At 61.8% G+C, this 23974-nt stretch carries 20 protein-coding genes; 14 read left to right on the top strand and 6 right to left on the bottom strand.

Annotated features, from left to right (window positions below; genetic code table 11):
- Positions 1-215: 215 nt before the first annotated feature.
- The 4 genes from rpoN to lptC all read right to left on the bottom strand — a co-directional run bounded on the left by rpoN (position 216) and on the right by lptC (position 4010).
- On the bottom strand, positions 216-1772 hold the full coding sequence (rpoN, locus tag JL39_RS29510) for an RNA polymerase factor sigma-54 (RefSeq protein WP_037159239.1): 1557 nt from the start codon (positions 1770-1772) through the stop codon (positions 216-218).
- Between the two features lie 171 nt (positions 1773-1943).
- Entirely contained in the window at positions 1944-2726 is a 783-nt protein-coding gene (gene lptB, locus JL39_RS29505) for an LPS export ABC transporter ATP-binding protein (RefSeq protein WP_081953047.1), read from the bottom strand.
- 36 nt (positions 2727-2762) lie between these two features.
- Positions 2763-3329 carry an LptA/OstA family protein gene (locus JL39_RS29500; protein WP_037159233.1) on the bottom strand — a complete coding sequence of 189 codons (567 nt, stop codon included), beginning with the start codon at positions 3327-3329 and terminating at the stop codon, positions 2763-2765.
- Positions 3330-3341: 12 nt separating this feature from the next.
- The gene (gene lptC / locus JL39_RS29495) at positions 3342-4010 is read right to left on the bottom strand and encodes an LPS export ABC transporter periplasmic protein LptC (protein ID WP_052183177.1); all 669 of its coding nucleotides are present in this window, start codon (positions 4008-4010) and stop codon (positions 3342-3344) included.
- 212 nt (positions 4011-4222) lie between these two features.
- On the opposite strand from lptC, the gene sppA reads away from it, so the two are divergent.
- The 3 genes from sppA to JL39_RS29480 all read left to right on the top strand — a co-directional run bounded on the left by sppA (position 4223) and on the right by JL39_RS29480 (position 5945).
- Positions 4223-5209 (top strand): signal peptide peptidase SppA, encoded by a 987-nt coding sequence (gene sppA, locus JL39_RS29490; RefSeq protein WP_052183176.1) that lies wholly within the window; start codon positions 4223-4225, stop codon positions 5207-5209.
- Complete coding sequence (locus tag JL39_RS29485; RefSeq protein ID WP_037159231.1) at positions 5206-5505, top strand: integration host factor subunit beta; 300 nt, start codon at positions 5206-5208, stop codon at positions 5503-5505. Before sppA ends, JL39_RS29485 begins: the two co-directional genes overlap by 4 nt.
- 104 nt (positions 5506-5609) lie before the next feature.
- Positions 5610-5945 carry a LapA family protein gene (locus JL39_RS29480; RefSeq protein ID WP_037159227.1) on the top strand — a complete coding sequence of 112 codons (336 nt, stop codon included), beginning with the start codon at positions 5610-5612 and terminating at the stop codon, positions 5943-5945.
- Positions 5946-5948: 3 nt separating this feature from the next.
- On the opposite strand, the gene JL39_RS29475 is transcribed toward JL39_RS29480, so the two are convergent.
- A complete protein-coding gene (locus JL39_RS29475) occupies positions 5949-6404 on the bottom strand; it encodes a carbon monoxide dehydrogenase subunit G (protein WP_037159224.1) in 456 nt (151 codons plus the stop codon).
- Positions 6405-6580: 176 nt separating this feature from the next.
- Between JL39_RS29475 and JL39_RS29470 the strand changes: the two genes are divergently transcribed.
- The 5 genes from JL39_RS29470 (at position 6581) to JL39_RS29450 (ending at position 11840) form a co-directional block, all read left to right on the top strand.
- On the top strand, positions 6581-7675 hold the full coding sequence (locus tag JL39_RS29470; protein ID WP_081953030.1) for a class I SAM-dependent methyltransferase: 1095 nt from the start codon (positions 6581-6583) through the stop codon (positions 7673-7675).
- Positions 7672-8532, top strand: coding sequence for an RNA methyltransferase (locus JL39_RS29465; protein ID WP_037159222.1), 861 nt, complete (start codon positions 7672-7674; stop codon positions 8530-8532). Before JL39_RS29470 ends, JL39_RS29465 begins: the two co-directional genes overlap by 4 nt.
- The gene (gene lspA / locus JL39_RS29460; protein WP_037159219.1) at positions 8529-9020 is read left to right on the top strand and encodes a signal peptidase II; all 492 of its coding nucleotides are present in this window, start codon (positions 8529-8531) and stop codon (positions 9018-9020) included. Before JL39_RS29465 ends, lspA begins: the two co-directional genes overlap by 4 nt.
- 150 nt (positions 9021-9170) lie before the next feature.
- Positions 9171-10868, top strand: coding sequence for an ATP-binding protein (locus JL39_RS29455; RefSeq protein WP_244446979.1), 1698 nt, complete (start codon positions 9171-9173; stop codon positions 10866-10868).
- 99 nt (positions 10869-10967) lie between these two features.
- Entirely contained in the window at positions 10968-11840 is an 873-nt protein-coding gene (locus JL39_RS29450; protein ID WP_037159216.1) for a GNAT family N-acetyltransferase, read from the top strand.
- Positions 11841-11945: 105 nt separating this feature from the next.
- Here JL39_RS29450 and JL39_RS29445 read toward each other — a convergent pair whose 3' ends face one another.
- A complete protein-coding gene (locus JL39_RS29445) occupies positions 11946-14231 on the bottom strand; it encodes an NADP-dependent malic enzyme (protein ID WP_037159213.1) in 2286 nt (761 codons plus the stop codon).
- Between the two features lie 197 nt (positions 14232-14428).
- On the opposite strand from JL39_RS29445, the gene mutS reads away from it, so the two are divergent.
- From mutS to murJ, 6 genes are all read left to right on the top strand, one after another.
- Entirely contained in the window at positions 14429-17071 is a 2643-nt protein-coding gene (gene mutS / locus JL39_RS29440; protein WP_244446990.1) for a DNA mismatch repair protein MutS, read from the top strand.
- A gap of 71 nt (positions 17072-17142) precedes the next feature.
- On the top strand, positions 17143-17700 hold the full coding sequence (locus tag JL39_RS29435) for an isochorismatase family cysteine hydrolase (RefSeq protein ID WP_037159206.1): 558 nt from the start codon (positions 17143-17145) through the stop codon (positions 17698-17700).
- A 93-nt stretch (positions 17701-17793) separates the two neighbouring features.
- The gene (locus JL39_RS29430; protein ID WP_037159203.1) at positions 17794-18021 is read left to right on the top strand and encodes a hypothetical protein; all 228 of its coding nucleotides are present in this window, start codon (positions 17794-17796) and stop codon (positions 18019-18021) included.
- A 136-nt stretch (positions 18022-18157) separates the two neighbouring features.
- Positions 18158-19174, top strand: coding sequence for an AraC family transcriptional regulator (locus JL39_RS29425; protein WP_152601303.1), 1017 nt, complete (start codon positions 18158-18160; stop codon positions 19172-19174).
- Positions 19175-19285: 111 nt separating this feature from the next.
- Complete coding sequence (locus JL39_RS29420) at positions 19286-22141, top strand: [protein-PII] uridylyltransferase (RefSeq protein WP_037159199.1); 2856 nt, start codon at positions 19286-19288, stop codon at positions 22139-22141.
- A 244-nt stretch (positions 22142-22385) separates the two neighbouring features.
- Entirely contained in the window at positions 22386-23960 is a 1575-nt protein-coding gene (gene murJ, locus JL39_RS29415) for a murein biosynthesis integral membrane protein MurJ (RefSeq protein WP_037159195.1), read from the top strand.
- Positions 23961-23974 lie beyond the last annotated feature (14 nt).

Raw genomic sequence — 23974 nt, 5'->3', positions numbered from 1 at the left:
TGACTTGCGTGTTTCAGTCTACGCCAAGCCGCCCCCTCATCCAAGCCGTTCGAATGCGGCAAAGCCAAATTGCTGCTATCTATGCCTATCGGACGGCGGGGCATGCTTTTTGGCCATGTCCCGTGCAGTTGCGGCGGGCTTCTAACCCCCGAGGCCCGGAATGTCAACGGCCGCAGGCCTTGGGAAAACTACTTAGGTCTGTGGAAATCCGTTCGTCAGAATGCCGCCACCTTGGCAAGCGCACGCTTCTCCCGGCGGCGCTGGACGGAGGAGGGGATGTTCATCGCCTCGCGGTATTTTGCCACCGTGCGGCGAGCCAGTTCGACGCCGCCGCGCTTCAGGCTGATGACGATGTCGTCGTCGGAAAGCACCGCGTCCGGCGTTTCCTGGGCGATCATCTGGCGGATGCGGTGGCGCACGGCTTCGGCCGAGTGGCTGTCGCCGCCCTCTTCCGCCGAACCGATCGAGACGGTGAAGAAATATTTGAGCTCGAACAGGCCGCGCGGCGTCAGCATGTATTTGTTGGAGGTGACGCGACTCACCGTCGATTCGTGCATCTTGATCGCTTCGGCGACGGTCTTCAGGTTGAGCGGTCTCAGGTGATCGACGCCTCGCAGCAGGAAGGCGTCCTGCTGGCGGACGATCTCGGCTGCCACCTTCATGATTGTCTTGGCTCGCTGGTCGAGGCTGCGCGTCAGCCAGTTGGCGTTCTGCAGGCATTCGGACAGGAAATTATGATCCTCTCCATTTTTCGGGCAATTCTTTGAAACGCTCTGGAAATAGGCCTGGTTCACCAGAACCCGCGGCAGTGTGTCCGGATTGAGCTCGACCAGCCAGCTTCCGTCCGGCGCGGGGCGGACGACGATATCCGGCGAAATCGTCTCCGAGACGGAGCTTTCGAAACCGGCGCCGGGTTTCGGGTTGAGCCCGCGGATTTCCGCCAGCATATCGAGCAGATCTTCGTCATCGACCCCGCAGATCTTCCGGAGCGAGACGAAGTCGCGCTTGGCGAGCAGGTCGAGATGCTTCACGAGCGCGTCCATCGCCGGGTCAAGCCGATCCTTCTGCCGGAGCTGGATCGACAGGCACTCGCTGAGCGAGCGGGCAAAGACGCCCGGCGGCTCCAGCGTCTGCAGCCTGTGCAGGATGGCCTCCACGTCTTCGGCGCGCTTGCCGAGCCGAGCGGCGATTTCCTGAACATCACCCTGCAGGTAACCCGCCTCATCGAGGTGATCGACCAGATGCTGGGCCACCAGACGATCCGTCATACTGCCCAGAAGGAAAGGGATCTGCTGGTTGAGATGGTCGCGTAGCGTCACCTGGCCGGCGACGAAATCGTCTAGATCGTAGTCTTCGCCGGAATCCCCGCCCGGCATGGATTTCCACTGGCTGAGGAGTTCCGGGGCGTCGGCGCGCCGTTCCGGTCCGTCATCTGGAAAGACGTTTTCAAAGCCTGTGTCGAGTCCTTCGCCGAGCTGTTCCGCTGTGGCGGAAGAGCCTCCCTCATACCACTCGCTCTCGTCCGGGGCCCCGGCGCCTTCGCTTCCGAGCTCCGGTTCGGCAAAGATGCCGCCGCTTTCAAAGCCCGTTTCCGCGCCGTTTTCGGCATCCTCTGATGCAATTTCGAGCAGTGGGTTCTTCTCGACTTCCTGGGCAATGAACTGGTTGAGTTCGAAATGCGTCATCTGCAGCAGCTGAATCGATTGCATCAGCTGCGGCGTCATCACCAGCGATTGGGTTTGGCGTAGGAAAAGGCTGGTGGATAAACCCATGGCGGACGCGAAACTCCCCTGCAATCCCCTTGCGGTACCCCATCATGAGGCGGCAATACGCGCCTTCGGCCAAGCCTCTTGATGGCCGAATTTGCATCTGGCACGAGAATTGCTTTTTTAGGAGATTTGGTCAAGCGCCGCGGTGCGGGCAAAGCAAACTTCTTTGTCGCACTAGAGGCTGAACTTGTCGCCAAGGTAAAGCCGGCGGACATCCGGGTTATTGACGATGTCGCCCGCCCGGCCATGCGTAAGCACTTCACCCGCATGGATGATGTAGGCGCGGTCGATGAGGCCCAAAGTCTCGCGGACGTTATGGTCGGTTATCAGAACGCCGATCCCGCGCGCCGTCAAGTGGCGAACGAGGTTCTGGATATCGGAGACGGAAATCGGATCGACGCCGGCGAACGGCTCGTCGAGCAGCATGAAGGCGGGATCCGTCGCCAATGCGCGGGCGATTTCGAGGCGGCGCCGCTCGCCGCCGGAAAGCGCCACGGCAGCGGATTTGCGCAGCTGGCTGATATGGAACTCCTGCAGGAGTTCATCGAGCTTTTGTTCCCGCTTGTCTTTGTCCGGCTGATGCACTTCGAGCACCGCGCGGATGTTCTCTTCCACCGTCAGGCCGCGGAAGATCGAGGCTTCCTGCGGCAGATAGCCAACACCGAGGCGGGCGCGCCGGTACATCGGCATGCGGGTGACCTCGTTGCCGTTAATGGCGATCATGCCCTCATCCACTGGCACGAGGCCGGTGATCATGTAGAAACAGGTCGTCTTGCCGGCGCCGTTCGGTCCGAGCAGCCCGACGGCCTCGCCGCGGCGCACCACCAGCGACACGCCGTTGACGACGCGGCGCGCGTCATAGCTCTTGGAAAGGCCGTGCGCGACCAGCGTGCCCTCATAGCGCGCTTTGTCGCGTACAACGAAGGGTTCGGGCGCGGACGGCTTCCTTGCCGACAGACTGGAGAGCAGCGGTATTTTCACGTGCGATGTCTATTATTGTTTCGGTTGCTGCTGCTGCCGCGATTTCGGATCGAGCAGGATTTCGACGCGCCCGCCGCAGGCGTCGAGCTTGGCTTGGCCGGTTTCCATCAGCACGGTCAGCTTGCAGCCCTTGAAGACATTGGGGCCTTCGGAGAGCACGACCTGCTTGCCCGAAAGCACGAAGGTCTGCGTGGCCATGTCGAACTCGCCTTTCTCGGCGGTGGCCTGCTGCGTACCGGAGCTCAGGAAAACCGTTTCATCGAGGAATATCTTGTCAATATTGGCGTTACCCGAGGTCACGGATGCGCCCTCGCCGGTATAGAGCACCGTCATCTTGCCGGCCTTCACCGTGGTCGAGCCCTGCACGACCTGCACATTGCCGGTGAAGAAAGCCTTCTTTTCCTGCTCCTTGATCTCGAGCTGGTCGCTCTGGATCTGGATCGGCTGATCGTTGGAAAGCTTGAGGCTTTCCATCTGGCTGGTGGTCGATTGGGCCTGAGCGGTGGCGGCAAGGCAGGATAATAGCCCCGCCGCAACCAGAACTGCGGAATTCCGTGTAAAAAGGCGGCGATAGGTCATGGCGGCCGGGCTCTATTTGCCTTGGTTGCGGATGGTGGCAGGGTCGAGATGGACGCGAACCTGGCCTATGAAAGTGATAATGCGCCCCTTATCCGTTATCTTTAAGGAGTCTGCAACAATCGACCCTTCTTTCATCGATATATCGACGGGATCGCGTGTGTCCATGAAACCGGCATTGACGTCAAGATGGGCGGATTTGAACCGGGCCGTGATGCCGTTGCTGAGGTTCACGTCGAACGGAGCAGTGAGATCGAGCATGTCGGTGCCGCGGTCGAAGTTGGCGCCGGTTGCCGTTACCCGCGCGATCACGTCGTCATTGATCGGCACGGCCGCTTTCACGTCTTCGAGCGTGATCATGTTCGGGTTCTGGATGTCCTGCAACGCACGGTTGGCGATCATCGAATAGCTGATGCCTTCGTTGTTGCGGCCGGAAATCGCCGGACGTTCCATGACGATCTTGCCGTTTTCGATGCGGGCGCTTTCGATGGAGAGGTCTTCCGGCAGATAGGCGCGGATGATCGAAACACCGATAAAGACAATCGAGATCAAGCCGGCGGCGACAGGCAGCAGGATTTTCAGCTTCCGCACAAGCGCGGAATGGGCAAGCGCCTCTTGATAGGCGTCCGCATGCGGCTCCAACGCCGCCACCAGGCCTGCCGTCTTTCGAATATGCTGCAGCATGGATGCTGGATCTTTTCCTTTTTGCCCTTCTGCGGCCTGCCCCGAAGCCATCTCATGGCCGGGGCCGGCACGCACAGGCCTACTCTGTCCGCCAATATGGTTTTTATTCATCAACAAACAATAACGGACAACATAAAAACGTGATGTGCCCTCGTGTAAAACGCGCTACAGAGCCTATTTAGCTGCTGCTGGGCAGATTTGAGGGTGTTTTTATGGATCGAATGGCAATTGCCGATCGGCGTTCTCTGCGCCGCAAGCTGAGCTTCTGGCGCGTCGTCGCTCTGATCATGCTGGTCGGTATCGGATTTGCACTCTACCGGGTTGCGCTCGGCGATCGTGCCGGTGCGGCCGTACCGCATGTCGCGCGTGTCGAGATTTCCGGTTTGATCGCCGATAACAAGGAACTCCTGGAGCGGCTCGATCGGATTGCCGACAGCAATCAGGCCAAGGCGCTCATCGTCTCGATCTCCTCGCCGGGCGGAACGACCTATGGGGGAGAACGCATCTTCAAGGCGATTCGCCACATTGCGGAAAAGAAGCCCGTCGTCTCCGACATCCGTACGCTCGCGGCGTCCGCCGGTTACATGATCGCCACCGCGGGCGATCAGATCGTTGCGGGCGAGAGCTCGATCACGGGCTCGATCGGGGTGATCTTCCAGTATCCGCAGCTTGGCGAGGTCATGAAGAAGGTTGGCGTCTCGCTGGAGGAGATCAAGTCGGCGCCGCTGAAGGCCGAGCCCTCGCCCTTCCATCCGGCGAGCGAGGAAGCCAAGGCCATGATCCGCAGCATGGTGATGGACAGTTACGGCTGGTTCGTCGATCTCGTCGCCGACCGCCGCAAACTGCCGCGCGAGGACGTGCTGAAGCTCGCCGACGGCACGATCTTCACCGGTCGCCAGGCGCTCAATGTCAAGCTCGTCGACAAGCTCGGCGGCGAGGACGATATCCGCGCCTATCTGGAAACGCGCGGCGTCGCGAAGAACCTGCCGGTCGTGGACTGGAAGGAGCGCAGCTCCGCCTCGTCCTTCTGGTTGGCGGGGGCGCTTGCGGAGTTTGTGAAGCAGACCGGCCTTGCTCAGGTGGTGACGCCGGAGACGCTTCGCGCGCTCGGTGCCGACAAGTTGTTCCTTGACGGTCTGGTCTCGGTTTGGCAGGTTGGCACGGTTGAAAATCTAGCCTTTTCAGGGGGGCAACCGTGATCAAGTCTGAATTGGTTCAGATCGTCGCAGCGCGCAATCCGCATCTCTACCATCGCGACGTCGAGAACATCGTGAATGCCGTGCTCGACGAGATCACAGATGCCCTTGCAGCGGGAAACCGCGTCGAACTGCGCGGTTTCGGTGCCTTTTCGGTCAAGAATCGTCCTTCTCGCTCCGGTCGCAACCCGCGCACCGGCGAAAGCGTCTTTGTCGAGGAGAAGTGGGTTCCCTTCTTCAAGACCGGCAAGGAACTGCGCGAACGACTGAATCCGGGCCTTGCGGACGAAGACGATTGACATCTCCGGCCGCGGCCTTCCGTCGCCTTTGAAAGCCCATAAACTGCGCCTATTCTGCAACAGCTGCCGACCAAACGGCAATCGTTGCTGCCGGGAGATGTCCGATGGATAAGCTCAAAAAGATCATCAGCCTTCTGATCCTGGTGCCGCTCGGCATCGTGCTGATCGTTCTTGCGGTGGCGAACCGCCAGATGGCCATCCTCGCGCTCAATCCCTTCCGGCCGGCGGACAGTGTCCTTTCGGTGAGCGCTCCTTTCTTCGTGTTCCTTTTTCTTGCCGTCCTCATCGGCATGGTGATCGGCTCGGCTGCGACCTGGTGGAGCCAGGGCAAGTATCGCAAGCAGGCCCGCGCCGAGGCGCGCGAAGCCGTCAAATGGCAGAAGGAGCACAAGGCAGTCCTTGCAGGGCGGCCTGGATCGTCGCAGCTTCCGGCAAAATAAGGATCAGGCCCGGCTGACCCTGGCGACGACGGCTTTGTTGAAATCCGCGAAGAACTGCGCCGCGAGCTTCTGCGAGGTCGAATCGATCAGGCGCGAGCCGAGCTGGGCGATCTTGCCGCCGACCTGCGCCTTGGTCGCATAGCGCAGCAACGTATCGGCGCCGTCTTCCAGGAGGGTCACGGTTGCTGAACCCTTGGCGAAGCCGGCAATGCCGCCCTTGCCTTCGCCGGAGATCATGTAGCTTTCCGGCGGGTTGATGTCGGAAAGGGTCACTTCGCCGGAGAAGGTTGCCGAAACCGGGCCGACCTTCAGCTTCACGGTGGCGGCGAGTTCCGTTGGCGACTTCTGCTCGAGGCTTTGGCAGCCCGGAATGCACTGGCGGAGGATATCCGGGTCGTTCAGTGCCTCCCAGACCACTTCGCGGGGTGCTGCAATCCGTTCTTCGCCGCCCATATCCATGTGATGCTCCTCCTTGGATTTTGCTGATTGTCATATTGCAAGCGCCGATACCTTTGCCAAGGGGGACATTGGGCGGACAGGCCGGTCGAGAAGAAAACCTGGCCTCTGCCGGCGCATGGCTTTGAAGAATGCGCGGCGGATGTTATCTGCTGCCTTGCGAAGAATAACCCAGGCGGATGAACGCATTGAAGAACAAGGAAAGGCGGCCGGAACGAAAGGCCCGGTCAGAGACAGGCCGCCGGCCTGCGCGCGGGAATGCCGCCCCGGCCAGGCCGGTGCCACGGTCGCAGGAGAAATCCGCAGGACCCGCAACATCTGCGCCGGCAGAAAGCCGGCCGCTGATCGTGCGCGCGGGCGAGCCGCCTGCCGAACGCATTCCGGTGATCCTGGAATCGTCGGGTGCCGGAGATTTCCACCTGATCGACAGCGGCAAGGGCCTCAAGCTCGAGCAATACGGCCCCTATCGCATCGTTCGCCCGGAAGCGCAGGCGCTCTGGCAGCCGTCGCTTGCCGCACATGTATGGGAGAGGGCGGATGCGGTTTTCACCGGTGACACGGATGAGGACGGCATGGGCCGTTGGCGTTTTCCCAAGGAGGCGCTGGGCGAGACCTGGCAGCTTTCCCTTCTCGGCATTGACTTCCTCGGCCGCTTCACCGCCTTCCGCCATGTCGGGGTCTTCCCCGAACAGATCGCCCACTGGAGCTGGATGAAAACCCGCATCGAAGAGGCAAAACGGCCCGTCAAGGTGCTGAACCTTTTCGGCTATACGGGCGTCGCTTCGCTGGTGGCGGCCGCCGCTGGTGCGGAGGTCACCCATGTGGACGCCTCGAAGAAGGCGATCGGCTGGGCGCGCGAGAACCAGGCGCTTGCGCGACTCGAAAGGGCGCCGATCCGCTGGATTTGCGAGGATGCCATGAAGTTCATCCTGCGAGAGGAACGCCGCGGCAACCGTTACGACATCATCCTCACCGACCCGCCAAAGTTCGGCCGCGGGCCTAACGGCGAGGTCTGGCAGCTCTTCGATCACCTGCCGCTGATGCTCGATATCTGCCGCGAACTGCTCTCACCGAAGGCGATCGGCCTTGTGCTGACCGCCTATTCCATCCGGGCAAGCTTCTATTCCATCCACGAACTGATGCGCGAGACGATGCGCGGTGCGGGCGGCTTGGTGGAATCGGGCGAACTTGTCATCCGCGAGGCCGGGCTCGACGGCAAAGGCCACGGCCGCGCGCTTTCCACTTCGCTTTTCAGCCGCTGGGTGCCGGCATGACAGATGAATTTCAGAAATCAGGACCAGGACGGGTAGGACAGGTGAAGGAAGTCACCTCGCTTGCCAACCCGATCATCAAGGATATCAAGGCGCTCAGCAACAAGAAGGATCGCGAGGAAAGCGGCACCTTCATGGCCGAGGGCTTGAAGCTCGTCATCGACGCGCTGGAACTCGGCTGGGCCATCCGCACGCTCGTCTACGCCAAGGCGGCGAAGGGCAAGCCGCTGGTGGAACAGGTGGCGGCGAAGACCGTTGCCCGGGGTGGATTGGTGCTGGAAGTCAGCGAAAAGGTGCTTTCGTCGATCACCCGGCGCGACAATCCGCAGATGGTGGTCGGCATTTTCGAACAGCGCTGGAAGCGGCTGGACGATCTGAGGCCTGCCAGGGAGGAGACTTTCGTGGCGCTCGATCGGGTGCGCGACCCCGGCAATCTCGGTACGATCATCCGGACGGCCGATGCGGCCGGGGCCTCCGCCGTGATCCTGGTCGGCGAATGCACCGATCCCTTTTCGCTGGAAACCGTACGGGCCACCATGGGCTCGGTCTTCGCGATGCCGGTCGTCAAATGTTCGGCGGAGGAGTTTCTCGCCTGGCAGAAGCGCTCCGGCACCCAGGTCGTCGCGACCCATCTGGCCGGTGCGGTTGACTACAGAACGGTCGACTATGCAAAGAAGCCGGTCGTTCTGTTGATGGGCAACGAGCAGTCAGGCCTGCCGGACAATCTTGCCAGGGCCGCGGACCGCACGGTTCGTATCCCGCAGCAGGGAAGGGCCGATTCGCTCAACCTTGCCGTCGCCACTGCCGTGATGCTTTTCGAGGCGCGCCGTCATCTGCTGACCCTGGACGAGAAAAAATGAACGGACGCGTTGCCTTCCTCTCAAGACCGCTGACGGCCCTGATTGTCATCATCATCGCGGTCATCCTCGACCAGGCGGTGAAGATCGCGGTGGAAAACTATCTTCCCATGCAGGAGGCGGTGCCTCTGCTGCCGGTCCTGGCGCTCTATCGGACTTACAATCTCGGCGTCGCCTTCTCGCTTCTGTCCGGCATGGAGCGCGAATTCATCATCGGCATGCGGGTCGTCATCGTTGCCTTCGTGCTCTGGCTCTGGCGGCGCACGCCGAAGGATCGGCCGTTTGCCCATGTAGGCTTTTCGCTGATCATCGCCGGCGCGACCGGCAACCTGATCGACGGCTTCGTCTATGGCCACGTGATCGACTACATCCTGTTCCACACGGCGAGCTGGTCGTTCGCGGTCTTCAATCTGGCGGACAGTTTCATCACCATCGGCGCCGGATTTGTGATCCTTGATGAGCTTTTAGGGCCGAAAAAGAGCGATCAATAAAATTTTACCCATTTGCTCTAGGGATTGGGAAAGGAAACGTCGGTAATCTTTCCCCCCATGCGCGATATTGCCGAAATACATGAACGTATTGCCAAAGCGTTCGCGTCCCCTGCATCCGCCGATTCGCCCGAATCGGCGGGCGAACGGATCGTGCCTGCATTAGGGCTGCGCGCTTCGGAAGAAACGCGTCTGCCGTCCAGCCCCTTCGCCGCTGCCTTTTCCCGGGTTTCCGCATGGTTCCGCCAGCGCACCGTCACCCGGCTCCATCACGCCTGGATGGAGGCGGAGGCGGCAAGCGCTGCAAAATCCCGGCAGATCGCCACCGTGGTCCACGAAATCCGCACGCCGCTCAATGGCATCCTGGGCATGACCCATCTGCTCGGCCAGACGAAACTGACGGCTGAACAGCAGAATTATCTGAGCGGCATCCGCCAGTCGGGTTACGCGCTGGCGCAGCTTGTCGAGGATCTCCTGGATTATTCGACGCTGGAAGCCGGCCGCTTCCGGCTCAACAACCGGGCGGAGAACCTGCGCCATCTGATTGAGAGCGTCGTCGAGATGCTGGCGCCCCGCGCGCACGAAAAGCGCATAGAGATTGCCGCGACCGTCGCGGCCGATCTTCCCGATCTTCTCGATTTCGACCCTGCACGCATCCGTCAGGTGCTCTTTAATGTCGTCGGCAATGCGGTGAAGTTTACCGCTGAAGGCGGTGTGCTGGTGCGGGCATTCGTCGGGAACAGTCCCGAGAACAACAATGTGACGATCGCGGTCATAGACAGCGGCCCCGGCATGACGAAGGAGGAACAGGCGCGGATTTTCGGGGAGTTCGAACAGGTCGGCACCGCCGAGGCGCGCAGCGGCGGCACCGGTCTCGGACTTGCCATCGCCTCCCGCATCCTGACCGAATTCGGTGGTTCGCTTTCGGTCGCCAGCCGGAAGGGAACCGGCACGACGTTTACGATCCGCTTTCCTCTGCATCTTGCGGAAGCGGCCCAGTCCGGGCCCGTCGAGAGAAGCCAATTGCTCGCCCGTTCTCGCGTCCTGCTTCTGGCCCCCGACGGTCCGGCCGCGACGGCGACCGTATCGACCATTCAGACGCTTGGCGGCCGCTGCCGGCATGTGTCCAGTCCCGCTGATGTGCCGATGCTGATTGACCGCGAGGCCACCGGCTCAATGCCTTATACGGACCTGATCGTCGATCACCGGCTTGCGTCGGATTACGCCAATGAGAAGGCGCATGCGACCCTTCATCGCATCCTGCTCGTCAATCCGGAGGAGCGGGCGTCCCAGCCGCAGGATTTCTTCGATGCCTGGCTTATCCGGCCGCTGCGGGAAAAATCGCTGATCGACGTGCTGAGCGGCCGCTTGAGAGGCTTTCGCACACGCGACGTCCTCAGCGACAGCCAACCGACGCCTGCGCCGGTTGTCGAGATACACGCGGCAGGGCTCGATGTGCTGCTCGGCGAAGACGATCCTGTCAGTGCGCTGCTTATCCGCGCGATTCTGGGAAAAGCGGGACATCGCGTCCGCCTCGCGGAGGATTTCCCCTCATTGGTGAAGGCCGCTCTGAAGAAAGACGCCCGGCCGGACCTCGTCATTTCCGACATGCATATGCCGGGCGGCAGTGTCTTCGATCTCCTGTCGGCCCTGCGCGCCGACGATCGCCCGGAAGCAGGTCCTTCCGTTCCGGTGATCGTGCTGACTGGCGAGAGCCGCGAGACCGCCCATCGGGAGGTGCTTCTCAGCGGCGCGAGCCGCGTGCTCGGCAAGCCGATTGACCCCGTGAAGCTTGTGGAGGAAATCGGGGCTCTGGGCATTCTTGGCTCCGAACGTCAACAGGTCCGTTGACGCGATCATCGGCGGACCATATTGTGACAGAAGTTGTCACGTTCCTGTCGTGGAGACGTGATTTATGGTGGTGATCCAACCGGTACGGGACGAATCACCATGGCAATTGAACTCCTGAACCGTGAAGTGACCCCTGAAACAAACCAGGCACCGGCCCCTACTCCGGATAACGGCGATGTGTTCGGCCGAATAGGCACGCTCGAAACTCGGCTCGCCCGTAGCGAGCGCGAGATCGATGCCGCGCAGGCCGTCCGCTATCGCGTCTTTGTCGAAGAGATGAACGCGACGCTCAATCCGGATGCCATGCGCCTCCACCGCGATGTCGATGCCTATGACGCGATCTGTGATCATCTTCTGGTCATCGACAATGCGATCGAGGGCGATATCGAAGATCAGATCGTCGGCACCTACCGCCTGCTCAGGCAGGAAGTGGCGCTCGCCAATGGTGGTTTCTATTCAGCCTCCGAGTTCGATATCGAACCGCTGCTTGCCCGTCACCCGGACAAGCAGTTCATGGAGCTCGGCCGCTCCTGCGTGCTGCCGGACTACCGTACCAAGCGAACGGTGGAACTGCTCTGGCAGGGCAACTGGGCCTATTCGCTGAAGCACGGCATGAACGCCATGTTCGGTTGCGCCTCCTTCCCGGGCGTGGTGCCGGAAGAACATGCGCTGGCTCTTTCCTTCCTGTATCATACGGTCCTGACCAAGGGCGAATGGGCTGTTTCCGCTCGGCCGGAACTCCATCAAGAGATGAATCTGATGCCGCTGGAAGGGATCAACACCCGCAAGGCGCTATCGGCGCTGCCGCCGCTGATCAAGGGTTATCTGCGCCTCGGCGCGATGATCGGCGACGGCGCGGTCGTCGACCGGGCCTTCAACACGACCGATGTGCTGGTCGTGCTGCCGATCGCCGCGATCTCGGACCGCTACATCAATTATTATGGCGCCGACGCCGGCCGCTTCGCGAGCTGACGGATCCAACCGTTTCCGCCAACAGAGTTGCGCATGAATTCATATCCGATGTTCAAAAAGGCCGGAGCGCTATAACCGTCCCGGCCTTTTGCTGGATACCGCCTCTCACGTCCCCGCGTTATAGGCCGCGATCGCCGCCATGTTGACGATATCGCTGTCCTTGGCGCCCATCGAGGTGATCTGCACCGATTTGTCGAGGCCAACGAGCAGCGGACCGATCACGGTGGAGGCGCCGAGTTCCTGCAGCATGCGCGTCGAGATCGAGGCGGAATGGATCGCCGGCATGACGAGCACGTTGGCCGTGCCGGAAAGCCGGCAGAACGGATACTGCTCCATCCGGTGCGGGTTGAGCGCCACGTCGGCCGCCATTTCGCCGTCATATTCGAAATCGACGCGCCGGTGGTCGAGGATTTTCACTGCCTCGCGCACCCGCTCCGAACGTTCGCCGATCGGCTGGCCGAAGGTCGAATAGGCAAGCATGGCGATGCGGGGCTCGTAGCCCATGCGCTTTGCGACCCGTGCGGCCTCGACCGCGATATCGGCAAGGTCTTCGGCATTCGGCATGTCGTGCACGGCGGTGTCCGCCACGAAGATCGTGCGGCCGCGGGCGATCACGATCGAAACCCCGATTACCTTGTGGCCCGGCTTGGCGTCGATGCAGCGGCTGACGTCGGCAAGCGCTGTGGCATAATTGCGGGTCGTGCCTGTCACCATCGCATCCGCGTCGCCCACCGCCACCATGGTCGCGGCGAAATGGTTGCGGTCGTTATGGATGAGGCGCTGCACGTCGCGGTAGAGGAAGCCCTGGCGCTGCAGGCGGGCATAGAGGTGGTCGATATAGGCTTCGACGCGGTTCGAGAGGCGGGCATTGACGATCTCGATGCCCGGCCGGTCGAGATCGATGCCGGCCTTCTCCGCCGTTGCGCGGATCACGTCGTCGCGGCCGAGCAGGATGGCGGTCCCAAGCCCCTGATGGCAGAAGGAGATCGCCGCGCGCATGACCTGCTCTTCCTCGGCCTCGGCGAAGACGACCCGTTTCGGGAAGCGCCGTACCCGCTCGTAGATGCCTTGCGTCGTGGCGGCGATCGGATCGCGGCGGGCGGAAAGCTCGGCGGCATAGGCGGCAAGGTTGGTGATGTTTTTGCGCGCCACGCCGCTTTCCATCGCCGCCTCAGCGACGGCGACCGGGATCGCCGAGATGAGGCGCGGATCGAAAGGAACCGGGATGATGTACTGCGCACCGAAGCGCGGCCGGTTGCCCTGATAGGCGGCGGCGACGTCGTCCGGCACGTCCTCGCGGGCGAGATTGGCGAGTGCGTGGACGGCGGCGATCTTCATCGCGTCATTGATCTGCGAAGCACGCACGTCGAGCGCACCACGGAAGATATAGGGAAAGCCGAGCACGTTGTTGACCTGGTTCGGATAATCGGAACGCCCGGTCGCCATGATCGCGTCGTCGCGGATACGGGCGACTTCTTCCGGAGTGATTTCCGGGTCGGGGTTCGCCATGGCGAAGATGATCGGCTTGTCCGCCATGGAGCGGATCATTTCTTCGGTGAACGCACCTTTCTGGGAAAGGCCAAACACCACGTCGGCGCCCTTCATGGCTTCTTCCAGCGTCCGCTTGGTCGTCTTGACCGCGTGCGCCGATTTCCACTGGTTCATCCCCTCGGTACGTCCCTGGTAGATCACGCCCTTGGTGTCGCAGAGGATGATGTTGTCCTGATTGAAGCCCATCGCCTTGATGAGTTCGACGCAGGCGATTGCCGCAGCGCCCGCGCCGTTGCAGACGAGCTTTGTGGTTTTGAGATCCCGTCCGGTGAGTTCCAGCGCATTGATCAGGCCCGCGGCAGCGATGATCGCGGTCCCATGCTGGTCGTCGTGGAAGACCGGGATGTCCATCAGTTCCCGGAGCCGGCTTTCGATGATGAAGCACTCCGGCGCCTTGATGTCCTCCAGGTTGATACCGCCGAAGGAAGGGCCGAGAAAGCGCACGCAGTTGATAAACTCATCGACATTCTCGGTATCGACTTCGAGGTCGATCGAATCGACGTCGGCAAAGCGCTTGAAGAGAACCGACTTGCCTTCCATGACCGGCTTGGAGGCGAGAGCGCCGAGATTGCCGAGGCCGAGGATCGCGGTGCCGTTGGAAATGACGGCCACCATGTTGCCACGGGTCGTGTAGTCGTAGGCCGTTGCGGGGTCTGCGGCGATTGCCTTTACCGGCACCGCAACGCCCGGCGAATAGGCGAGCGAAAGATCCCGCTGCGTCGCCATCGGCTTCGTGGGGTTGATTTCCAGCTTTCCGGGCCGGCCTTCCGAATGGAAATCGAGCGCTTCCTGTTCGGTCACCGATGCGCGCGTCCGGGCGGCCTTGTCGTTGGCAGGCATGTCTCCTCCAGCTTTTTGTGGGCAGCCGTCTTTAAGGCCGCGGCAGATGTTGTCTTTCAGGGGCCAACATCGATAGTGTCGTCAACTCCCTTGCGCAACAAAAATTCGGTTCCGTGACCCAGTTTGAAAGATTCTCCATCGAAGCCCTGAACGCCGCCGAGCTCGCCTCGGAAGAAAGCCGTGCATCGGCGACGCCGATGATGGAGCAGTATATCGAGATCAAGGCGAACAATCCCGGTTCGCTGCTCTTTTATCGCATGGGCGATTTCTACGAGCTCTTTTTCGAGGATGCGGTGGAAGCCTCCCGAGCGCTCGGCATAACGCTCACGAAGCGCGGCCAGCATATGGGGCAGGATATCCCCATGTGCGGCGTGCCGGTACACGCGGCGGACGACTATCTCCAGAAGCTCATCGCGCTCGGCTTCCGCGTCGCGGTCTGCGAGCAGGTGGAAGACCCGGCGGAGGCCAAGAAGCGCGGTTCGAAATCGGTGGTGAAGCGCGATGTCGTGCGTCTCGTCACACCGGGCACGATCACCGAAGAAAAGCTGCTCGTCGCCTCGGAATCGAACTATCTCATGGCGCTCGCCCGCATCCGCGGCTCTTCCGAAGCGCAGATGGCGCTCGCCTGGATCGACATCTCCACGGGTGTCTTCCGGCTGGCGGAGACCGACGCCTCACGGTTGCTGGCGGACATCCTGCGCATCGATCCGCGTGAGCTGATTTTGGCCGACACGACTTTCCACGATCCGGAGCTGAAGCCCGTTTTCGACGTCCTCGGCAAGGTGGCCGTGCCGCAGCCGTCGGTGCTCTTTGACAGCGCCAGCGCCGAAGGCCGCATAGCCCGTTATTTCGGCGTTGGCACGCTCGATGGGTTCGGCACCTTTTCCCGTGCGGAACTGGCTGCCGCCGCGGCTGCCGTTGCCTATGTCGAGAAAACCCAGATCGCCGAACGCCCGCCGCTCGGCCGGCCGGAGCGGGAAAGCGGCGCCTCGACCCTCTTCATCGATCCGGCAACGCGCGGCAATCTGGAACTCACGAAGACGCTCTCCGGCGAGCGCGACGGCACGCTTCTGAAGGCGATCGACCGGACGGTCACCGGAGGCGGCGCCCGCCTGCTCGCCGAGCGGCTGATGTCGCCGCTGACCGATCCTGATCGAATCAATCGCCGTCTCGACTCGGTTTCCTTCCTGCTGGAGGAGCCGGGCCTCTGCAGCGAGTTGCGGTCGGCTTTGAAGCACGTGCCGGACATGCCGCGCGCGCTCTCTCGCCTGGCGCTGGATCGCGGCGGTCCGCGTGACCTCGGTTCGATCCTGCAGGGCCTCGAAGCGGCGCGCGGCGTCACGACGTTCCTCGATCGCGCCATGCTGCCGCAGGAGCTTGGTGAGGCGCTGGCGGACCTGAAAGCCCTGCCGCTGCATCTGGAATCCATGCTGGGCAACATGCTCGCCGGGGAATTGCCGCTCCTGAAGCGTGACGGCGGGTTCCTGGCGGAAGGTGCCGTTTCCGAATTGGACGAGGTGCGTGCCTTGCGCGACCAGTCCCGCAAGGTCATTGCCGGGTTGCAGCTTCAATATGCGGAAGAGACCGGCATCAAGTCGCTGAAGATCAAGCACAACAATGTGCTCGGCTATTTCATCGAGGTGACCGCCGGCAATTCCGGCACGATGACCGACACGGTCGAGGGCAAGGCGCGCTTCATCCATCGCCAGACCATGGCGAATGCCATGCGCTTCACCACCACCGAGCTTGCCGATCTCGAAAGCCGCATTGCCAACGCCGCCGACCGGGCGTTGACGATCGAGCTCGAAGCCTTCGACCGGATGGTCGAGGCCGTGATTTCCGAGGCCGAGGCGATCAAGGCCGGCGCCCGGGCGCTCGCCGTCATCGATGTCGCGGCGGGCCTCGCCATGCTGGCGGAAGAATGGAATTACCGCCGCCCGGTGGTGGATGGCTCCCGCATGTTTGCGATCGAGGGCGGCCGCCATCCGGTCGTCGAGCAGGCGCTGCGCCGCCAGTCTTCGGGCCCGTTCATCGCCAACGACTGCGATCTTTCCCCGCATGGGGATGGCGAATTCGGCGCGCTCTGGCTTCTGACCGGCCCGAACATGGGCGGTAAATCGACCTTCCTGCGCCAGAACGCGCTGATCGCCATTTTGGCGCAGATGGGTTCCTTCGTGCCGGCCACGTCTGCTCATATCGGCATCGTCGACCGGCTGTTCTCCCGCGTCGGCGCCTCCGACGATCTGGCGCGCGGCCGCTCCACCTTCATGGTCGAAATGGTTGAGACGGCGGCGATTTTGAATCAGGCGACGGATCGTTCGCTGGTCATTTTGGACGAGATCGGCCGCGGCACGGCGACCTTCGACGGCCTGTCGATCGCTTGGGCGGCGGTCGAACACCTGCATGAGGGCAACCGCTGCCGGGGCCTTTTCGCTACCCATTTCCACGAACTGACCGTGCTGTCGGAAAAGCTCAACCGGCTTTCCAACGCAACGATGCGGGTCAAGGAATGGGACGGCGAGGTGATCTTCCTGCACGAGGTCGGGCCGGGTGCTGCCGACCGCTCCTACGGCATCCAGGTCGCGCGGCTTGCCGGCCTTCCAGATTCGGTCGTCGCCCGAGCCCGCGACGTGCTGACCAAGCTGGAAGATTCCGACCGCAAGAACCCGGCGAGCCAGTTGATCGACGACCTGCCGCTCTTCCAGGTCGCGGTGCGCCGCGAGGAAACAAAACGGGCCGGCCCGTCCAAGGTCGAGGAGGCGCTGAAGGCGCTCAGCCCCGACGACATGACCCCGCGCGAGGCGCTCGACGCGCTCTACGCGCTGAAGAAGCAGCTCTAGACTCCGGCAAGGCATGTCGGATTGCGCTGGCATGTCACAAAAGTGAAGTCGGAAGGCGGTACGGCTGGTGCATGAACAAGCCATGCCTCATCGTGATCGATATGATCAGGGACTATCTCGGTTCTTGGGAGCCCGAGGCTTTGAAAGAGCTCGTCGGGAACACCAACAAACTCGTTGAAAACTTCAAGCGAAGGCAGCTTCCGGTTATTTGGGTCCGAAACGAATTCCGTCCCGACCTGAGCGATGCGTTTCCGGAGATGCGCGAGAAGAATGTTCGGCTTGCTATTCAGGGTACGCAAGGCGCTCAATTACATCCGGATCTTTTATGGAGTGCGTCCGACATAACCGTCATCAAGAAACGATACAGTGCGTTCTTCGGCACCAATCTGGACGAACTTCTGGCAGAGCTGGGCGCTACTGATCTCGTTCTTTGCGGTATCAACACGCACGCTTGTATCCGGACGGCCGCGATAGACGCTTATCAAAGGGATTTCCGTGTCTTTCTTGCAGAAGAGTGCATAAGCACCTACGACGATGAACACGGCCGTATCTCTTTGAGCTATATGAACGGGAAAATCGCGCACTTGGTTGGGATTGGCGATCTGATATCGGTGATCGAGCGTCGATAGCAGTTGGCCATTCATGCCGTCGGCGTTATGTTTCAAGTGTACTTGTTGAGCGTACAGAATCCATGTCCATACGTAGCATCGTACCGACCAAACATGAAAAAAGAAGACACTGACCGACTGGTGAAGTCCGACCAATATCAGAATGCCAGCGAAGTTCTGTGCGAAGAGTTGCGCCTGATTCAATTGCGGGAGGCAGCTCGAAAAGGCTTTACCGATCTGGATGAAGGCAGGTTTGTCGATGTGAGGGGCGACGGACTGGAGGATTTTATCGCCGGTCTCGGGCGGGAGGCTGAGGCGCGTCTTGGCAGGACCTCCTTTTAACATATGGCGATCTCTGTCTGTGCGGCAGTGCCTTTCGGAGAGTCAGATCAATATCTCAATCCTCATGCCTTTCGGCCCTGAACATGCTATGGGCCTTCGAAAATTGTGATTGAGGCCGCTCTCGTCGGGTATCCGCTTGCCTTCCATTCCCTTGCCCTTCCTTGCCGGCCTCGTCTTTGCGCTGACGCTTTACCGCAGCCTGAAGGGCGTCGAGGTCCCCGGAACCCGGCGCTACTTCTACGCTTTCCTCGTCCTCTATGCCTTGCAGGGCGTCGGCATCGGCCTCCGCTTCGGTTACGGCGTCGAATGGTTGGCACCCTTTCTGCCGGTTTCGGCGTCCATCATGGCGCCGCTGGCCTTTCTGGCTTTCCGCGGCCTGACCTCGAAGCCCCTTTCGAGGGCCTGGCTTCACAGCCTGCCGCCTCTGGCGGTCGCCGTCTCGGTGGCGTTCTTCCGCGATCTCGTTGATCTGCTGCTGCTTGCGGTTTTCCTGGCTTATGGCGCGGCGTTGTGGCGTCTGACGGTGTCAGACGGCGATGAGGAGGTGATGGCGGAAGCCTCGCTCCAGCGCATGCGCCCGGCGCTGCGTGCGGCGCGCCTGACGGCCGGTCTCATGCTCTTCTTTGCGGTCAGCGATGCAGCCCTTGCCTTTTACACCGACGTTTATGGTCCCGGGAACGTACCGTTGGTGGTCGGCCTGATGAATATCGCCGCGATCGCCGCAGTGCTTGTCTACTATTTCGCGCCGGATTTTTCCGCGACGAGTCGCCCCGTCGCCTCGCAGCCGACGGAGGAGGACCGCGCCGTTCTCGCCCGCGTGGAGGCCGCCCTCGACGAGCGGGGGCTTTACAGGAACGAGGACCTGAGCCTTGCCAAGCTCGCCCGCCGGGCCGGCCTTCCCGCCCGTGATGTCTCCGCCGCCGTCAACCGTGCGACGGGCCTCAACGTCTCGCAATTCGTCAACAACCGGCGGATTGCCGAAGCCTGCCGCCTTTTGCGGGAAACCGAAGGTACCGTGACACGGATCATGCTCGATGCCGGCTTTTCGACGAAATCGAACTTTAATCGCGAATTCCGCCGCGTCACCGGCATGAGCCCGGCGCAATACCGGGCAAGGGGGCAGGGAGACAATGTAGCGAAGGCGGAGACTTGAACTTCGTCGCCCGAAGAAACAACTTTGAAACGGCTGGCGATGATAATCGTTGGTCAAGGTGCCTTAAAATCGCTATAGCCTGCCACCGCAGGCCGGCACCGGCAGGATAACATGGCCAGACACGATATCGATTTTTCCGAACTTCTCGATGTGGCCCGTCTTCGGGCCGAATGCTGTGCGATCGTCAAGGACAAGGAGCGCCCGCAGCTCGAATTGCGCACGGCCCTCCTGGCGGTCCTGCGCCGGGCGAGCGTTGAGGGCCGCCAGAAGGCGCGCGAATTGCTGGCGAGCGACGGCAGCGGCCTGAATTGCGCCCGCCGCATTTCCTGGCTCCAGGACGAACTCATCTGCATCCTGCATGAGACGATTGCGGAGGGCCTTTATCCGGAGAGCCACGATATCGCCGTGGCGGCCGTCGGCGGTTATGGCCGCGGCACGCTGGCGCCCGGCTCGGACATCGATCTTCTCTTCCTGCTGCCGGAAAAGAATACCGACAACATGCGCAAGGCGGTCGAGTTCCTGCTCTACATCCTGTGGGACATGGGCTTCAAGGTCGGCCATGCGACCCGCACCGTCGAGGAATGCATCCGCCTGTCCAGGACGGACATGACGATCCGCACGGCGATCCTCGAAACCCGCCGCATCTGCGGCAGACAGGCGCTGGTGGAGGAGCTGCAGACCCGTTTCGACCGGGAAATCGTCGCCGACACCGGGCCTGAATTCATCGCCGCCAAGCTTGCCGAACGCGACCAGCGCCACCAGAAGGCGGGCGACACCCGCTATCTCGTCGAGCCGAACGTCAAGGAGGGCAAGGGGGGCTTGCGCGACCTCCACACGCTCTTCTGGATCGCCAAATATTACTACCGGGTGCGTGACACGGCCGATCTCGTCAAGCTCGGCGTGCTGTCCCGCGAGGAATGGCGGCTGTTCGAAAAGGCGGATGACTTCCTCTGGGCCGTGCGCTGCCAGATGCATTTTCTGACCGGAAAGGCGGAGGAACGGCTTTCCTTCGATATCCAGCGGGAGATTGCAGAAAGCCTGGGGTACCACACGCGCCCCGGCCTTTCCGCCGTCGAGCGCTTCATGAAGCACTACTTCCTGGTCGCCAAGAACGTCGGCGACCTGACGCGCATCCTCTGCGCCGCACTCGAGGATGAGCAGGCCAAGGCCGCGCCGGGGCTTACCCAGCGCGTCATTTCCCGCTTCACCAAGCGGCTCCGCAAGATCCCCGGCACGCTGGATTTCGTAGAGGATCGCGGCCGCATCACGCTTGCTGCCCCGGACGTCTTCAGGCGCGACCCCGTCAATATCATACGCTTCTTCCACGTCGCGGACATCAACGGACTCGAGCTGCATCCCGATGCGCTCAAACACATGACCCGTTCGCTCTCGCTGATCGATAACGACGTGCGCGAGAACGAGGAGGCGAACCGGCTCTTTCTTTCCATACTGACCTCGCGCCGCGATCCGGCGCTGATGCTGCGCCGCATGAACGAGGCTGGGGTACTTGGCCGCTTCATCCCGGAATTCGGCAAGGTCGTCGCGATGATGCAGTTCAACATGTATCATCACTATACGGTCGATGAGCACCTGATCCGGTCCGTCGAGGCGCTTTCGGAGGTCGATCAGGGCAAGACGGCGGACATCCATCCGCTGTCGAACAAGCTGATGCCGGGTATCGAGGACCGCACGGTGCTTTATGTGGCGGTGCTGCTGCACGATATCGCCAAGGGCCGCCAGGAGGATCATTCGATCGCCGGAGCCCGCATCGCGCGCAAGCTCTGCCCGCGTCTCGGTCTCAATCCGAAGCAGACCGAGCTGGTCGTCTGGCTGATCGAGGAACATCTCCTGATGTCCATGACCGCCCAGACCCGCGACCTGCACGACCGCAAGACGATCACGGACTTCGCCGAGAAGGTGCAGTCGATGGACCGGCTGAAGCTGCTCCTGATCCTGACGATCTGCGATATCCGCGCCGTCGGCCCGGGTGTGTGGAACGGCTGGAAGGGCCAGTTGCTGCGCACGCTTTACTATGAGACGGAACTCCTGCTTTCGGGCGGCTTTTCGGAAGTCTCCCGCAAGGAGCGCGCCAAGCTTGCCGAGGAAGAGCTCTTCAAGGCGCTTTCCGACTGGAGCCAGAAGGATCGCCGCACCTATTCGAAGCTACACTACCAGCCCTACCTGCTGTCGGTCTCGCTGGAAGACCAGGTCCGACACGCGAAATTCATCCGCGATGCGGATAAGGCCGATCAGGCTCTCGCCACCATGGTGCGCACGGACAGTTTCCACGCCATCACCGAGATCACGGTGCTTGCTCCCGACCATCCGCGCCTCCTGTCGATCATTGCCGGGGCCTGCGCTGCGGCCGGCGCCAATATCGCCGATGCGCAGATCTTCACCACGACGGATGGCCGGGCCCTGGACACCATCCTCGTCAACCGCGAGTTTGCCGTCGACGAGGACGAGTTGCGCCGCGCCGGTACGATCAGCCGGATGATCGAGGACGTACTGTCGGGAAAGAAACGCCTGCCGGAAGTCATTGCGACGCGCGCCAAGTCCCGCAAGCGCAACAAGACCTTCGTGATTCCGCCCTCGGTCATCATCTCGAACGGCTTGTCGAACAAGTTCACGGTCATAGAGGTGGAATGCCTGGACCGTACCGGCCTGCTGGCCGATATCACGGCGGTTCTGGCGGATCTCTCGCTCGACATTCATTCGGCACGCATCACCACTTTCGGCGAGAAGGTCATCGATACCTTCTACGTCACCGACCTGGTCGGCCAGAAGGTCGTGAATGAGAACCGCCAGGGCAATATTTCCGCAAGGCTGAAGGCGGTCATGGCCGAACAGGAGGACGAGCTTCGAAGCGGCATGCCGGCCGGCATCATCGCGCCCGCGCCGAACCCTGAACAGGCTTCCGTGCCGGCACCACAGCCGCAGGCCCGCAAGGCCAAGGCCAGCGCGTGATCTCCTCGGCGGACAATTGTACCCCCCTCTGCCCTGCCGGGCATCTCCCCCACAAGGGGGGAGATCACAAGCGGGCCGACCTTCCTATCTCGCTGACCATCTTGCAAATAGCAGCGTCGCTTGTTTGGGGAAGTCGGTGCACCCAGCCGATCTCCCTCCTTGTGGGGGAGATGCCCGGCAGGTCAGAGGGGGGTGTAAAAGCCGCATTTTTTTCTGCTTTGCGTACAAATATGGGTTTAGCCCCATGAGCCTCGTCAAGAAATTCGCGACCGTCGGCGGCGCGACGCTCGGCAGCCGCATCTTCGGCTTCGCCCGCGAGACGCTGATGGCGGCGGCCCTCGGCACCGGGCCAATGGCGGATGTGTTTTATGCCGCCTTCCGTTTCCCGAACCTCTTCCGCCGGCTGTTCGCCGAAGGCGCGTTCAACGCCGCCTTCGTGCCGCTGTTTTCCAAGGAGATCGAGGCGAACGGCGTCGAGGGCGCCAAACGCTTTTCCGAGGAAGTCTTCGGCGTCCTCTTCTCCGCGCTGATGCTGATCACCATCGTCATGGAGCTTTTGATGCCCTGGCTGGTGCAATGGATCATCGCACCGGGCTTCGCCGATGATGCGGAAAAGACCTCCATCACCATCCGCATGGCGGCAGTGATGTTCCCCTATCTGATGTGCATGTCGCTGACGGCGATGATGAGCGGCATGCTGAACTCGCTGCACCACTTCTTCGCGGCCGCCATCGCGCCGGTTTTCCTGAACGTGGTGATGATCGGCGCGCTCTTCTACGGGCTGTGGATCGGTGCCGATCCTTTGACGATCGCCTGGTATCTTTCCTGGAGCGTGCTTGCGGCCGGTCTGTTGCAGCTTGCCGTCGTTTATGTCGGGGTGCGGCATGCGGGCATCAATATCGGTCTCCGCCGCCCGAGGATGACGCCGAACGTCAAGCGCCTGCTGGTGCTGGCGGTGCCAGCCGCCGTCACCGGCGGCATCACTCAGATCAACCAGATCATCGGCCAGGCGATCGCGTCCGGAAAGGAAGGTGCGATTGCAGCCCTTCAATATGCCGATCGGATCTACCAGCTTCCGCTCGGCGTCGTCGGTGTCGCGGTCGGCGTCGTGCTTTTGCCGGAACTTTCAAGGGCCCTCAAGGGCGGCCACATGCGCGAGGCCGCCAATATCCAGAACCGCTCGATCGAATTCGTGCTGTTCCTGACGCTGCCGGCCGCCGCCGGCCTCTGGATACTGTCCGATGCGATCATCCGCGTGCTTTACGAGCACGGCGCGTTCTCGGCGGAAAACACCTCGGTCGTCGCCGCGATCCTCGCCATTTACGGCATCGGCCTGCCGGGCTTCGTGCTGATCAAGGCGCTGCAGCCGGCCTTCTATGCCCGCGAGGATACGAAAACGCCGATGCGCTTCACCATGATCTCGGTCGTGATCAATTCGGGACTGGCGATCTCGCTCTTTCCGCTGATTGCGGAACGTGGCATCGCCACCGCCGAGGCGGCCGCCGGCTGGACCAACACGGTCCTGCTCTTCTCGACGCTTTTGTGGCGCGGCGATCTCGTATGGGAATGGGGGCTTGCGAAACGCGTCGGCCTGCTTCTCGTTTCGGCCGGCATCATGTCGGCGGCGCTCGTCTATGCGCTGCGCTATACCGGCCCGTGGCTGCAGCCGGAGGTCTCGCTTCTTCAGCAGGTCATGGCACTCGGCTGCCTTCTGGGGCTTGCAATGGTCGTGTATTTCGCTTGCGCTTTCCTGATCGGCGGCGCCGACATGGGCATGATCAGGCGCAATCTGAAGCGCAGGCCGAAGCCGAGCGAGTAGCGCTCGTCTGGCTT

It is taken from the genome of Rhizobium sp. YS-1r (assembly GCF_000757525.1).
Taxonomy (GTDB): Bacteria; Pseudomonadota; Alphaproteobacteria; order Rhizobiales; family Rhizobiaceae; genus Neorhizobium; species Neorhizobium petrolearium.
The sequence above is the reverse complement of the archived record's forward strand: the minus strand, read 5'-3'. Positions and strand labels throughout refer to the sequence as shown.

Bases quoted from the DNA above. Each gene is read 5' to 3' on its own strand.
- JL39_RS29445 (WP_037159213.1), bottom strand. From the start codon at position 14,231: ATGCCTGCCAACGACAAGGCCGCCCGGACGCGCGCATCGGTGACCGAA.
- JL39_RS29475 (WP_037159224.1), bottom strand. From the start codon at position 6,404: ATGGATATGGGCGGCGAAGAACGGATTGCAGCACCCCGCGAAGTGGTC.
- JL39_RS29420 (WP_037159199.1), top strand. From the start codon at position 19,286: ATGGCCAGACACGATATCGATTTTTCCGAACTTCTCGATGTGGCCCGT.
- mutS (WP_244446990.1), top strand. From the start codon at position 14,429: ATGATGGAGCAGTATATCGAGATCAAGGCGAACAATCCCGGTTCGCTG.
- JL39_RS29470 (WP_081953030.1), top strand. From the start codon at position 6,581: ATGAACGCATTGAAGAACAAGGAAAGGCGGCCGGAACGAAAGGCCCGG.
- sppA (WP_052183176.1), top strand. From the start codon at position 4,223: ATGGATCGAATGGCAATTGCCGATCGGCGTTCTCTGCGCCGCAAGCTG.
- lptC (WP_052183177.1), bottom strand. From the start codon at position 4,010: ATGCTGCAGCATATTCGAAAGACGGCAGGCCTGGTGGCGGCGTTGGAG.
- lspA (WP_037159219.1), top strand. From the start codon at position 8,529: ATGAACGGACGCGTTGCCTTCCTCTCAAGACCGCTGACGGCCCTGATT.
- JL39_RS29430 (WP_037159203.1), top strand. From the start codon at position 17,794: ATGAAAAAAGAAGACACTGACCGACTGGTGAAGTCCGACCAATATCAG.
- rpoN (WP_037159239.1), bottom strand. From the start codon at position 1,772: ATGGGTTTATCCACCAGCCTTTTCCTACGCCAAACCCAATCGCTGGTG.
- JL39_RS29500 (WP_037159233.1), bottom strand. From the start codon at position 3,329: ATGACCTATCGCCGCCTTTTTACACGGAATTCCGCAGTTCTGGTTGCG.
- murJ (WP_037159195.1), top strand. From the start codon at position 22,386: ATGAGCCTCGTCAAGAAATTCGCGACCGTCGGCGGCGCGACGCTCGGC.
- JL39_RS29465 (WP_037159222.1), top strand. From the start codon at position 7,672: ATGACAGATGAATTTCAGAAATCAGGACCAGGACGGGTAGGACAGGTG.
- JL39_RS29435 (WP_037159206.1), top strand. From the start codon at position 17,143: ATGAACAAGCCATGCCTCATCGTGATCGATATGATCAGGGACTATCTC.
- JL39_RS29450 (WP_037159216.1), top strand. From the start codon at position 10,968: ATGGCAATTGAACTCCTGAACCGTGAAGTGACCCCTGAAACAAACCAG.
- JL39_RS29480 (WP_037159227.1), top strand. From the start codon at position 5,610: ATGGATAAGCTCAAAAAGATCATCAGCCTTCTGATCCTGGTGCCGCTC.